The following is a 12,938-nucleotide window of genomic DNA, read 5'->3' on the forward strand; positions in this document are numbered from 1 at the left end:
CTGAATTTAACCTTTGAGCTGATCGAGGTCCTCGACATTGATCGTGTCGAGGCTGCGGAACAGGGTCACGAGAATCGCGAGACCGATCGCGGCTTCGGCCGCGGCGACGGTCAGCACGAAGAACACGAAGATCTGGCCGTGGATATCGCCCAGATAGTGTGAGAACGCGACGAAATTGGTGTTCACCGCGAGCAGCATCAGCTCGATGGCCATCAAGATGATGATGACGTTGCGGCGGTTCAGGAAGATGCCGACGATGCTGATCGCAAACAGGATCGCGCCGAGCACCAGGTAATGGGCAAGACTCAACATATTGTTATCTCCTTCGGTGCTCAGCCCTTGTTGTCCACCGTGCCGGCACCGATGTTTCCGGTGACGGCAGGTTCCGTCGAAGCGTCGGGCGCCGACTTCTCCGACTGCATCTTCACGAGACGCACGCGATCTTCGCGGCGCACCTTGACCTGCTGGCTGACGGTTTGCGTTTTCTTGTCCTTCTTGTCGCGAATGGTCAGCGAAATCGCCGCGATGATCGCGACCAGCAGCACCAGTCCCGCGATTTCGAACGCGAAGATGTAATCCGTGTAGATGACCTTGCCGATCAGTTGCGTGTTCGGCATGACGCCCGCGCCGCTGACCGCCGCGCCGACCACCGGCGTGACCGTCGCGCCGAAGCCGTGCCACAGAATGAGCGCCGTTTCGATCACGATGATCGCGCCCACGAGGCTCGCGAGCGGCACGAAACGTTTGAAGTCGCGCCGCAGTTCGTCGATGTTGATGTCCAGCATCATGACCACGAACAGGAACAGCACCATCACCGCGCCAACGTAGACGAGCACCAGCAGGATCGCGAGGAATTCGGCTTCCAGCAGCATCCAGATGGCGGCGGCGTTGAAGAACGAGAGCACCAGGAACAGCGCGGACGACACCGGGTTGCGCGAGGTGATCACCTTCAGCGCGGACATCGTCAGCAGCAGCGCGAAGATATAGAACAGTACGGTTGTGAATTCCATGATTACCGGTTCATCGTTAGGCCATCATTCAGGCATGGTGTGTCGGCGCTTCCGGCTCGAGTCCTCCTCGTGGACCGAGCCCGCCCTCGACGCGCACTGCAATGTGCCGATACAGCTACATCGCTTCATTGCCGGCGAATCTACACGCCGGCTTCACTGCATCAATCAACGATAAGGCGCGTCCGCCGCCTTCGACGCAGCGATTTCCGTTTCGTAACGGTCGCCCACCGCGAGCAGCATGTCCTTCGTGAAGTACAGGTCGCCGCGCTTCTCGCCGTGATATTCGAGGATATGCGTCTCGACGATCGAATCGACCGGGCAGCTTTCCTCGCAGAAACCGCAGAAGATGCACTTGGTCAGGTCGATGTCGTAGCGCGTCGTGCGGCGCGTGTTGTCCGCGCGCGTTTCCGATTCGATCGTGATCGCCATCGCCGGGCACACGGCCTCGCACAACTTGCAGGCAATGCACCGCTCCTCGCCGTTTTCATAGCGGCGCAGCGCGTGCAGGCCGCGAAAACGCGGGGAGATCGGCGTCTTTTCCTCGGGGAACTGCACCGTGATCTTGCGCTGGAACGTGTAGCGTCCCGTCAGCGCCAGACCCTTGAGCAGTTCGGTCAGGAAGAAGGTCTTAAAGAAGTTCTGTATTGCGTTCATGATGATTTCGCGTCCGCGCTTGGTCCCGCTTGTCCCATTACTTCCAGATGTTCAGCGGCGACATGATCCAGAAACCGACCACCACCACCCAGACCACCGACACCGGCAGAAATACCTTCCAGCCCAACCGCATGATCTGGTCATAGCGGTAGCGCGGGAAAGTCGCGCGCGCCCAGATGAAGACCGACAGCAGCAGGAAAACCTTGAAGGCGAACCAGAATACGCCCGGAATGAACGTCAGGAAGCCGAACGGTGCATCCCAGCCGCCGAGGAACAGCGTCGTGGCGATCGCCGAGATCACGATCATGTTGATGTACTCGGCCAGGAAGAACAGCGCGAACGCCATGCCGGAGTAATCGATCATGTGGCCCGCGACGATTTCCGACTCGCCTTCCACCACGTCGAACGGGTGACGGTTCGTTTCCGCGATGCCCGAGATGAAGTACACGACGAACATCGGCAACAGCGGCAGCCAGTTCCACGACAGGAAATTGACGCCGAAGTTGGCGAAGATGCCGCGCTGCTGCGAGTGCACGATATCCGACATGTTCAGCGTGCCTGCGACCATCAGCACCACGACGAGCGCGAAGCCCATCGAGATTTCGTAGGACACCATCTGCGCCGCCGCGCGCATGGCGCCGAGGAACGCGTACTTCGAGTTCGACGCCCAGCCCGCGAGAATCACGCCGTACACGCCGATGGACGAGATCGCCATCACGTACAGCAGGCCCGCGTTGATGTTGCCGAGCACCGCCTGCGCCTGGAACGGAATCACCGCCCACACGGCAAAGGCCGGCACCACGGTCATGATCGGCGCGATCACGTAGATCCACTTGCTTGCGGCCGACGGCTGAATGACTTCCTTGAGCAGCAGCTTCAGCACGTCCGCGATCGGCTGCAAGAGGCCTGCGGGACCGACACGGTTCGGGCCGAGACGAACGTGCATCCAGCCGATGAGCTTGCGTTCCCAGAGAATCAGGTACGCCACGCAGAGCAGGATGACCACGGCCACCACGACAATGCGCACCAGCGCCCATACCGTCGGCCATGCAACGCCCAGAATCTGCGTGCCGCCTGCGTTGATCGTATCGAACAAGCCCATTTACGCCTTCTCCACTACCAGTTCACCGAACAGGCCGCCGAGCGCGGCGCCAGCCGTCGTGCCCGCCGACACGCGGACCACCGCTTCCGCCAGATTCGCATCGCGAACGGCGGGCAGCGTCACCGACAAGTTGCCTTGTTTGATGCGCACGGGCTCGCCATCCTTCAGGCCGAGCCGGTCGAACAGCGCGGTCGGCAGACCGGCGACGTTCGCGTTGCGGGCCGCCGTCGTGAGATGCAGCGACGGCGCGCGGCGCACGAGCGGATCGGCGTGATAGATCGGCACATCGGCCAGACGTTGCAGGCCGCTGCCGTTCAGCACGACGTTCGATGCCGCCCGCGTGGCCGCAACCGACGTCTTGTTCGACAGACGCGCGCTGAGTTCGCCCGTGCCGAGCGCCGCGACGCGCACTTCTTCCGCCGTGTCGAAATCGAAGCCGCGCAAGCCGAGGATCGAGCCGATCACGCGCAGCACCTTCCAACCCGGACGCGTGTCGCCAAGCGCACGCACCACGCCGTTGAACGACTGCGGCGTGCCTTCGGCATTGACGAACGTGCCTGATGTTTCGGTGTACGGCGCGATCGGCAGGAGCACGTCCGCGTAATCGAGACCGTGCTTGAACGGCGACATCACGACGACCATTTCCGCAGCCTTGAGCGCGGCGATGGCTTGTGCCGGGTTGGCCGTGTCGAATTCGGGTTCGGCGTTGAGCAGCACATAACCCTTGCGCGGCTGCTCAAAGACTTCGCGCGCGTTCAGGCCGCCTTCGCCGGGGAGCGCATCGACGAGATACGCGCCGACCGAGTTCGCGCCTTCCGTGAGGAAGCCGAGCGTGGCGCCGGTGTTATCGGCGATCCATTGCGCGGCCGCCTGAATCTGCGCGAAATCGGGATGCTGAACCGCCACGTTGCCAAGCAACACGACGCGCTTTTCGCCAGCGGAGAGCGATGCCGCGACATCCTTCGCCGCCGCCGATACTTCGCGGCCCGCGAACGCGTCCGGCATCGCGACGCCGCGCGCTTCCGACACCGCCGCCGCGATGCCCGCAAGCTGATCGAGCCACGCCGAAGGCGCCGCGACCAGACGATGCGCGGTCGGAATCAGCGAGTCGTCGTTGCTGGCGTTGAGGAAGGTGACCATGGCGCCGCTCTTGGCCGCCTGACGCAGACGTGCCGCAAACAGCGGATGATCGCGGCGCAGGAACGAGCCGATCACGAACGCGGTGTCGATCATCGACAAGTCCGCGATGCTCACGCCGAGCCACGGCGCGCCCACGCCGACCGGCGCGGAGAAATCGTTCTGACGCAGACGGAAATCGACGTTCGGCGTGCCGACGCCTTCAGCCAGCGCCTTGAGCAGATGCAGTTCCTCGACCGTGCTGTGCGGCGTGCCGAGCGCGGCGATGGCGTTCGCGCCATGATCCGCCTTGATGCCGTTGATGCCCTTTGCCACGTATTCGAGCGCGGTCTGCCAGTCGGTTTCGATCCACTGGCCGCCTTGCTTGAGCATCGGCGTGGTGAGACGTTCTTCGCTGTTCAGGCTCTCGTAGGAGAAGCGGTCCTTGTCCGAGATCCAGCATTCGTTGATGGACTCGTTTTCCATCGGCAGGACGCGCATGACGCGGTTGTTCTTCACCTGCACGACGAGGTTCGCGCCCACGGAATCATGCGGGCTCACCGACTTGCGGCGCGACAGTTCCCACGTCCGCGCGCTGTAGCGGAACGGCTTGCTCGTGAGCGCACCGACCGGGCACAGGTCGATCATGTTGCCCGAGAGTTCCGAATCCACCGTCTTGCCGACGAAGGACGTGATTTCCGAATGCTCGCCGCGGCCCAGCATGCCGAGTTCCATCACGCCGGCCACTTCCTGGCCGAAGCGCACGCAGCGCGTGCAGTGGATGCAGCGCGACATCTCCTCCATGGAGATGAGCGGTCCCACGTTCTTGTGGAACACCACGCGCTTTTCTTCGCTGTAGCGCGACTGCGACTTGCCGTAACCCACGGCCAGATCCTGCAACTGGCACTCGCCGCCCTGATCGCAGATCGGGCAATCCAGCGGGTGGTTGATGAGCAGAAATTCCATCACCGATTGCTGGGCCTTCACAGCCTTGTCGGAGGTGGTGCGCACGACCATGCCGTTCGATACCGGCGTGGCGCAGGCGGGAACGGCCTTCGGCATCTTCTCGACTTCGACGAGGCACATGCGGCAGTTCGCCGCGATCGACAGCTTCTTGTGATAGCAGAAGTGAGGGATGTAAGTATCGACCTTATGCGCAGCCTGGATCACCATGCTGCCTTCGGGCACCTCGACCGACTTGCCGTCAATTTCTAGTTCAACCATGATGGGGAATGGTCCTCAACCTCTTATCTCGCGCAACTGCTGCGCGCCTGATTACGCGGTAAGCGCTTCCGACGGCGCGTGAGCGTGCCCGCCGACGAGACAATGCTTGTGCTCGACGTGATATTCGAATTCGTTCCAGAAATGCTTGAGCATGCCGCGCACGGGCATGGCCGCTGCATCGCCGAGCGCGCAGATGGTGCGCCCCATGATGTTTTCCGCGACCGAGTTCAGGAGATCGAGATCTTCCTTGCGCCCGAGCCCATGCTCGATCCGATGCACCACGCGATACAGCCAGCCCGTGCCTTCACGGCACGGCGTGCACTGACCGCATGACTCCTCGTAATAGAAGTACGACAGACGCAAGAGCGAGCGCACCATGCAGCGCGTTTCGTTCATGACGATGACCGCGCCCGAGCCCAGCATGGAGCCTTGCTTGGCGATGGCATCGTAGTCCATGTCGGTCTTGAGCATGGCGTCACCGGGGACGACCGGCGCGGACGAACCACCCGGAATCACGGCCTTGATCGACTGGCCGCGCACGCCGCCGGCGAGTTCCATCAACGTGGCGAACGGCGTGCCGAGCGGGACTTCGTAATTGCCCGGACGGTTCACATCGCCCGACACGGAGAAGATCTTCGTGCCGCCGTTGTTCGGCTTGCCGATTTCGAGGTAATTCTGCGGACCGATTTCGAGCAGGAACGGCACGGCCGCGAAGGTCTCGGTGTTGTTGATCGTGGTCGGCTTGCCATACACGCCGAAGCTCGCCGGGAACGGCGGCTTGAAGCGCGGCTGGCCCTTCTTGCCTTCCAGCGATTCGAGCAACGCGGTTTCCTCGCCGCAGATATACGCGCCGTAACCGTGGTGCGCATGAAGCTCGAACGAGAAGCCGGAGCCCAGAATGTTCGCGCCGAGATAACCGGCCGCACGCGCTTCTTCCAGCGCCTGCTCGAACACGCGGTAGACCTCGAAAATCTCGCCGTGGATATAGTTGAAACCCACGGTGATACCCATGGCATACGCGCCGATGGCCATGCCTTCGATCAGCGAATGCGGGTTCCAGCGCAGGATGTCGCGGTCCTTGAACGTGCCCGGCTCGCCTTCGTCCGAGTTGCAGACGAGATACTTCTGCCCCGGAAACTGACGCGGCATGAAGCTCCACTTCAGGCCGGTCGGGAAGCCCGCGCCGCCTCGGCCACGCAGACCCGACGCTTTCACGTCGGCGATGACCTGCTCGGGCGAAATCTTCTCTTCGAGAATACGGCGCAGTTGCTTGTAGCCGCCGCGCGCGACGTAATCTTCGAGATGCCAGTTCTCGCCATTGAGACCGGCGAGGATCAGCGGCTTGATGTGACGATCGTGGAGTGACGTCATTTCGAAAGTTCCTCGATCAACTGGTCGATCTTCTCGCGGCTCAGGAAGCTGCACATGCGATGGTTGTTCACCAGCACCACGGGCGCATCGCCGCAAGCGCCGAAGCACTCGCCTTCCTTCAGCGTGAATTTGCCGTCCGGCGTGGTTTCGCCGAAATCGATTCCAAGCTTCTGCTTCAAATATTGCGCCGCGCTGTCCGAGCCGCCGTCCGGGCCGAGTTGGCAGGGCAAGTTCGTGCACAGCGTGATCTTGTGGCGGCCCACCGGCTTCAGTTCGAACATGGTGTAGAACGTGGCCACTTCCTGCACGGCGACCGGCGCCATGCTCAGGTAGGTGGCGACGAACTCCATGAGTTCGGGCGACAGCCAGCCGTGCTCTTCCTGAGCGACAGCCAATGCGGCCATCACCGCCGATTGCTTCTGCTCGGGCGGATATTTCGCGACCGCGCGATCGATTTCTTTCAGGCCTTCAGCTGAGATCATTTTCAGACACGACTCTTTCAATTCCTACCGAACGAAAACCTGCCGCGCGTTGGCTTGCGGCAGACCTGGCGTCCTGCGGTTTCCTGTTAGTGCTGCTTCGCTTTCGCTTCACGGCGATTCATGGCGACGCTGTCGCAACCTGGCGCCCTGCGTGCTCAGCGATCGATCTCGCCGAACACGATGTCCTGCGTGCCGATGATCGTCACGGCATCGGCGATCATGTGACCACGCGCCATTTCATCGAGCGCGGCAAGGTGCGCGTAACCTGGCGCGCGAATCTTCAGGCGGTACGGCTTGTTCGCGCCGTCCGACACCAGATAGATGCCGAACTCGCCCTTCGGATGCTCGACCGCGGCATACGTCTCGCCTTCGGGTACATGGAAGCCTTCGGTGAAGAGCTTGAAGTGGTGAATCAGCTCTTCCATGTTGCTCTTCATGCCGACGCGCGACGGCGGCGCAACCTTGTGATTATCGACCATCACAGGGCCGGGATTCTTGCGCAGCCAGTCAATGCACTGTTTGGCGATGCGCACGGACTGCCGCATTTCCTCGACGCGCACGAGGTAACGGTCGTAGCAATCGCCGTTCACGCCCACCGGGATATCGAAGTCGAGCTGGTCATACACTTCGTACGGCTGCTTCTTGCGCAGATCCCATTCGATGCCCGAGCCACGCAACATGGCGCCGGAAAAGCCCATCTGCAACGCGCGCTCCGGACTCACCACGCCGATGCCCACCAAGCGCTGCTTCCAGATACGGTTGTCGGTGAGCAAGGTTTCGTACTCGTCGACGCAACCCGGGAAGCGGTTGAAGAAGTCTTCGATGAAGTCGAGCAACGAACCCTGACGCGTCTCGTTCATCCGGTCCAACGCCTTCGCATTGCGAATCTTGGACGCCTTGTATTGCGGCATCGCGTCAGGCAAGTCGCGATAGACGCCGCCCGGACGATAGTAGGCCGCGTGCATGCGCGCGCCCGACACCGCCTCGTACACGTCCATCAAATCTTCGCGTTCGCGGAAGGCGTAGAGGAACACGGCCATCGCGCCGACGTCCAGCGCGTGCGAACCGATCCACATCAAATGGTTCAGAACGCGCGTGATTTCGTCGAACAGCACGCGGATGTACTTCGCGCGCACCGGCACGTCGATGCCGAGCAACTTTTCGATGGCGAGCACATAGCCGTGCTCGTTGACCATCATCGACACGTAGTCGAGACGGTCCATGTACGGAACGGACTGGATGAAAGTCTTGGTTTCCGCGAGCTTTTCGGTCGCACGATGCAGCAGGCCGATATGCGGGTCGGCGCGCTGGATGACTTCGCCATCCAGTTCGAGCACGAGACGCAGCACGCCGTGCGCGGCAGGGTGTTGGGGGCCGAAGTTCAGCGTGTAATTCTTGATCTCTGCCATGGCGTTCTCTTAATGTTTCAGACCGCCGTAGCGATCTTCACGGATCACGCGCGGGATGATCTCGCGCGGTTCGATCGTCACGGGCTGATACACGACGCGCTTCTCTTCCGGGTCGTAACGCATTTCGACGTAGCCGGAAATCGGGAAGTCCTTGCGGAACGGATGGCCGATGAAACCATAGTCCGTGAGAATGCGGCGCAAATCCGGATGGCCTTCGAACACGATGCCGTAGAGGTCGAACGCCTCGCGCTCGTACCAGTTCGCCGACGACCAGATATCGACGACGGACGGCACGATAGGCACTTCGTCGTCCGGAGCAAATACGCGAACGCGAACGCGCCAGTTGTTCGACACCGACAGCAGATGCAGCACCGCCGCGAAACGCGGGCCGTCATACGCGCCTTCACCGAAGGTCGAGTAGTCGACGCCGGCCACGTCCATGCACTGTTCGAAGCCGAGCGAACGGTTGTCGCGCAGTTCCTTGCAGACGTCCAGGTAGTGGTCCGCCTTGACCACGATCGTCATTTGCCCGAGCGAATCCGTGATGCTCAGGAGACGGCCGCCAATTGCCGTCTCGAGATTCGCTTTGAGGGTCTCGAGTTTGCTTGCCATAGTTTCGGGAGGCTCAGCCCTTACTGACGGGCGATGGTGTTGGTGCGGCGAATCTTCGCCTGCAACTGGATCACGCCGTAGACGAGCGCTTCGGCGGTCGGCGGGCAGCCCGGAACGTAGACATCCACTGGAACGATACGGTCACAGCCACGCACGACGGAATACGAATAGTGGTAGTAGCCGCCGCCGTTGGCGCACGAACCCATGGAGATCACCCAGCGCGGCTCGGCCATCTGGTCGTACACCTTACGGAGCGCGGGCGCCATCTTGTTGCAGAGCGTGCCGGCGACGATCATGACATCCGACTGGCGCGGACTCGGGCGGAACACCACGCCGAAGCGGTCCAGATCGTAGCGGGCCGCGCCCGCATGCATCATCTCGACCGCACAACACGCGAGACCGAACGTCATCGGCCACAGGGAGCCGGTGCGCGTCCAGTTGATGAGCTTGTCAGCCGTGGTGGTGACAAAGCCTTCTTTCAAGACCCCTTCGATACTCATTTGTTTTCCACTCCAGATGAGCCGCCAGCCAAAGCCGCCCATGAATCCGGTGATCTGACCGTCATTCCCAGTCGAGCCCGCCCTTTCTCCAGATGTAGGCGAACCCAAGCAAAAATTCGAGCAGAAAGATCATCATGGCCATGAAGCCCGGCCATCCGATGTCGCGCAGGGAAACACCCCACGGGAACAGGAACGCCGTTTCGAGATCGAAAATGATGAATAGAATCGCGACGAGATAGTACCGTACATCGAACTTCATACGCGCGTCTTCGAACGCTTCGAAGCCGCATTCGTACGGCGCATTCTTCTCGGTGTCAGGTCTGTTGGGACCGAGAATCTTGCCAATGCTAACCAACGCTATACCTAAACCGAGGCCTACCAGCAGAAACAAGAAGACGGGGTAATAGGGTGCGAGGTTCAAGGCTATCCTCTGATCGGTAGATGTGGTCTGTTGTTGATTGAGGCACTGCTGCCGGGACAAACCGCCCGGCGCGAAATCACTTGGGACCGCTCACGAATACAACCATAACGTAAGGGTACTCCAGAAGTGACAATGCCAGCCGAAGCGAAGCAGCGGCTGGCATTGGATAACTTTGGTGCCGACGGCGAGACTCGAACTCGCACAGCTTTCGCCACTACCCCCTCAAGATAGCGTGTCTACCAATTTCACCACGTCGGCACTGTACTGCAATCCGGGAAAACAACTTCTTTATTGCCGCGAATCGCTTCAAGACTTGAATTATAACCACCCCATGCGAATTGTTCAACGCACAAAAAGCGGATAACGCGAAATATTTGTTCTTCGCTGACTATGCATTACTTCGGTACGTCAGAGCCGGATGCAGGCGCAGCGGGTGCGGCAGCAGACGCAGCAGGAGCCGCCATCGCCGGTGCCGAAGCCGACTTTGCCGCCGCCGGTGCCGATGTCGCAGGTGCGGCACCCAACAAACCTGCCGATGCCTGCGTCTTGTAGCTACCGAGGTAAGTCAACGCGAGCGTGGTCACGAAGAAGACCGCCGCGAGAACCGCAGTCGTGCGCGACAAAAAGTTTGCAGAACCCGTCGCACCGAACAAACTGCCCGATGCACCACTGCCGAACGCCGCACCCATGTCCGCGCCCTTGCCGTGCTGCAAGAGCACCAGCCCGATCACGCCCAACGCCGACAACAACTGGACGACGACAATCAATGTCTTCAAATACAGCATCTCAACTCACCTGATCTTGATGTTTCCGTGACACGCGATTATCGCGATGCCTCTTTCGATTCACCCGCACGAACGCCCGTTATTGAGCGGCCTGTGCGGCCTGGCAGATCGCCAGAAAATCCTTCGACTTCAGCGACGCGCCGCCGATCAGCCCGCCGTCGATATCTCGTTGCCCGAACAATTCCTTGGCATTCTCCGGCTTCACGCTGCCGCCGTACAGAATGGACACGTTCGCGACTGCTTCGCCCGCTTCGGCCAGCTTGCCGCGCACGAACGCATGAACGTCCTGCGCCTGTCCGGTCGATGCGCTCTTGCCCGTGCCAATCGCCCAGACGGGCTCGTAGGCCACCACGATCTTCGCGGCCTGCTCCGGCGTCAACGCCGTCAACACCGCATCGAGTTGCGTGGCGATGACCTGCTCGGTCTGCCCCGACTCGCGCTGCTCCAGTGTTTCGCCCAGACAAAGAATGGGCGTGAGATGCGCGCTCAACGCACGCAGCGCTTTTTCGGCCACCAGTTCCGGCGTTTCGCCATGATACGCCCGACGCTCCGAATGCCCGACGATCGCGTAAGTCACGCCGAAATCCGCCGCCATTTCCGCTGCTACTTCGCCGGTGTAGGCGCCGTGCGAGTGCGCGGAAACATCCTGCACGCCCCAACGGACCACCGAGCCGCTCAACAACGCCTGCGACTGCGCGAGATACGGGCACGGCACGCAAACGCCCACCCGCACACTCTTCTGCAAAGCCGATGCCCCCGCCGCGACTTCGGTCAGCAAGGCCGCGTTTTCCTTGATGCGGCCATGCATCTTCCAGTTGCCCACCACCAGTTTTGCTCGCTCTCTGGACATAAGTCTCGCCAAACTCTCTGATTCGGCGGCGACTCGATTTTTTGCCTGCTCCGGTTTGTTCTGCCTCCGGATGAGAGCGCCGCCCTGTTGTTGGATTGAACCGCTGGAACCGCAAACTCCCTGCCAACCGCTTGCAAAACAGGCGATTTTACTGTGATACGCGCAAACCGGTCAAACTTCCGAAATAATGCGCGCGCCAGCTTATCCGTTAAGCGTCATCGCGCCAGTCCAGCACGATCTTGCCGACGTGCGTGCTGCTTTCCATCAGCGTGTGCGCGGCCGCGGCATCGCGTGCCGGGAAGACTTCATGAATCACGGGCTTGATGCGCCCCGCTTCCAGCTCCGGCCACACATGCTCCTTGAGCTTCGCCGCGATCTTCGCCTTGAACGCGACCGAACGCGGCCGCAGCGTCGATCCCGTGATGACGAGCCGTCGCCGCAAAATATCGTTCAGGTTGATCTCGGCCTTCGCGCCGCCGAGCAGCGCGATCACGCAGATGCGTCCGCCATCGGCCAGCGACTTCAGTTCGCGCGGCAGATAGTCGCCCGCGACCATGTCGAGAATCACGTCCACGCCACGATCGTTCGTCAGCGACTTCACCACTTCGACGAAATCTTCCGTCTTGTAGTTGATCGCCCGCTCCGCGCCCAGCGCCTCACACGCGCGACACTTTTCGTCGGTCCCTGCCGTCGCGAATACGCGATGCCCCAACGCCTTCGCAATCTGAATCGCCGTCACACCGATGCCGCTCGACCCGCCCTGCACGAGCAGCGTTTCTTCCTCGCCGTTCTCGCCCGAACCGAGATGCGCGCGTTCGAACACGTTGCTCCACACCGTGAAGAACGTCTCGGGCAACGATGCCGCCTCGATATCCGAGAACCCCTTCGGCACCGGCAAGCACTGTTCGAGCGGCGCAACCGCGAACTCGGCATACCCGCCGCCCGCGAGCAGCGCGCACACGCGATCACCCTTCTTCAGCCCGAACGGATTGTGCTTCGGATCGAAATCGCCATCGACGATTTCGCCCGCCACTTCCAGCCCCGGCAAATCCGACGCGCCCGGCGGCGGCGCATACGCACCCTTGCGCTGAAACACGTCCGGCCGGTTCACGCCGGACGCCGCGACCTTGATGAGCACTTCCTTCTTGCCCGCGGCGGGCGTCGGACGCTCGCCCAGCTTCAAGACTTCGGGTGCGCCAAATTCGGTGATTTCGACGGCCTTCATATTCTCTCCGTGGGTCGCGTAGTCGAACCGGATGACACTGCGTGCGCGGGCACAGCAATTCGCGCTCCACACTGCCATCGGGTCCGGGCGCTCGTCGGACAAAGCATCGCCCGATGAGCGTCAGACAAGAAAACGGCCGGCTCGCATTCGCGGCCGGCCGTCCATCACCTTAACGCA

Annotated in this window: 14 protein-coding genes and 1 tRNA gene; all 15 read right to left on the reverse strand. The window is 61.4% G+C overall.

All coding sequences use genetic code 11. The annotated features are described in order from the left end of the window. Positions 1-6 precede the first annotated feature (6 nt). The 15 genes from nuoK to ACZCWR_RS12885 all read right to left on the reverse strand — a co-directional run bounded on the left by nuoK (position 7) and on the right by ACZCWR_RS12885 (position 12,761). Positions 7-312 (reverse strand): NADH-quinone oxidoreductase subunit NuoK, encoded by a 306-nt coding sequence (nuoK, locus tag ACZCWR_RS12815; protein WP_031360677.1) that lies wholly within the window; start codon positions 310-312, stop codon positions 7-9. A 20-nt stretch (positions 313-332) separates the two neighbouring features. Then, the gene (locus ACZCWR_RS12820) at positions 333-1,010 is read right to left on the reverse strand and encodes an NADH-quinone oxidoreductase subunit J (protein ID WP_487301121.1); all 678 of its coding nucleotides are present in this window, start codon (positions 1,008-1,010) and stop codon (positions 333-335) included. 165 nt (positions 1,011-1,175) lie between these two features. Then, the gene (gene nuoI / locus ACZCWR_RS12825; protein ID WP_008341734.1) at positions 1,176-1,664 is read right to left on the reverse strand and encodes an NADH-quinone oxidoreductase subunit NuoI; all 489 of its coding nucleotides are present in this window, start codon (positions 1,662-1,664) and stop codon (positions 1,176-1,178) included. A 37-nt stretch (positions 1,665-1,701) separates the two neighbouring features. Beyond that, positions 1,702-2,766 carry an NADH-quinone oxidoreductase subunit NuoH gene (gene nuoH, locus ACZCWR_RS12830; RefSeq protein ID WP_487301122.1) on the reverse strand — a complete coding sequence of 355 codons (1,065 nt, stop codon included), beginning with the start codon at positions 2,764-2,766 and terminating at the stop codon, positions 1,702-1,704. Further along, positions 2,767-5,106, reverse strand: coding sequence for an NADH-quinone oxidoreductase subunit NuoG (gene nuoG, locus ACZCWR_RS12835; protein ID WP_487301123.1), 2,340 nt, complete (start codon positions 5,104-5,106; stop codon positions 2,767-2,769). It abuts the gene before it with no gap. 51 nt (positions 5,107-5,157) lie between these two features. Then, on the reverse strand, positions 5,158-6,477 hold the full coding sequence (nuoF, locus tag ACZCWR_RS12840; protein ID WP_487301124.1) for an NADH-quinone oxidoreductase subunit NuoF: 1,320 nt from the start codon (positions 6,475-6,477) through the stop codon (positions 5,158-5,160). Beyond that, positions 6,474-6,959: an NADH-quinone oxidoreductase subunit NuoE gene (gene nuoE, locus ACZCWR_RS12845; RefSeq protein ID WP_487301125.1), complete on the reverse strand. Its 486-nt coding sequence runs from the start codon at positions 6,957-6,959 to the stop codon at positions 6,474-6,476. Before nuoE ends, nuoF begins: the two co-directional genes overlap by 4 nt. Before the next feature lie 155 nt (positions 6,960-7,114). Beyond that, a complete protein-coding gene (locus ACZCWR_RS12850; RefSeq protein ID WP_487301126.1) occupies positions 7,115-8,368 on the reverse strand; it encodes an NADH-quinone oxidoreductase subunit D in 1,254 nt (417 codons plus the stop codon). A 9-nt stretch (positions 8,369-8,377) separates the two neighbouring features. Further along, positions 8,378-8,980, reverse strand: coding sequence for an NADH-quinone oxidoreductase subunit C (locus ACZCWR_RS12855; protein WP_487301127.1), 603 nt, complete (start codon positions 8,978-8,980; stop codon positions 8,378-8,380). Positions 8,981-9,000: 20 nt separating this feature from the next. Next, a complete protein-coding gene (locus tag ACZCWR_RS12860; RefSeq protein ID WP_006052903.1) occupies positions 9,001-9,480 on the reverse strand; it encodes a NuoB/complex I 20 kDa subunit family protein in 480 nt (159 codons plus the stop codon). A gap of 61 nt (positions 9,481-9,541) precedes the next feature. Next, entirely contained in the window at positions 9,542-9,901 is a 360-nt protein-coding gene (locus ACZCWR_RS12865; protein ID WP_487301128.1) for an NADH-quinone oxidoreductase subunit A, read from the reverse strand. 173 nt (positions 9,902-10,074) lie between these two features. Then, positions 10,075-10,159, reverse strand: a tRNA-Leu gene (locus ACZCWR_RS12870). A 137-nt stretch (positions 10,160-10,296) separates the two neighbouring features. Next, positions 10,297-10,686 (reverse strand): preprotein translocase subunit SecG, encoded by a 390-nt coding sequence (gene secG / locus ACZCWR_RS12875; protein WP_487301129.1) that lies wholly within the window; start codon positions 10,684-10,686, stop codon positions 10,297-10,299. A 79-nt stretch (positions 10,687-10,765) separates the two neighbouring features. Beyond that, positions 10,766-11,536 carry a triose-phosphate isomerase gene (gene tpiA / locus ACZCWR_RS12880; protein ID WP_487301130.1) on the reverse strand — a complete coding sequence of 257 codons (771 nt, stop codon included), beginning with the start codon at positions 11,534-11,536 and terminating at the stop codon, positions 10,766-10,768. A 208-nt stretch (positions 11,537-11,744) separates the two neighbouring features. Beyond that, positions 11,745-12,761 carry an NAD(P)H-quinone oxidoreductase gene (locus ACZCWR_RS12885; RefSeq protein WP_487301131.1) on the reverse strand — a complete coding sequence of 339 codons (1,017 nt, stop codon included), beginning with the start codon at positions 12,759-12,761 and terminating at the stop codon, positions 11,745-11,747. Positions 12,762-12,938 lie beyond the last annotated feature (177 nt).

The organism is Caballeronia sp. A2-2 (genome assembly GCF_057612605.2).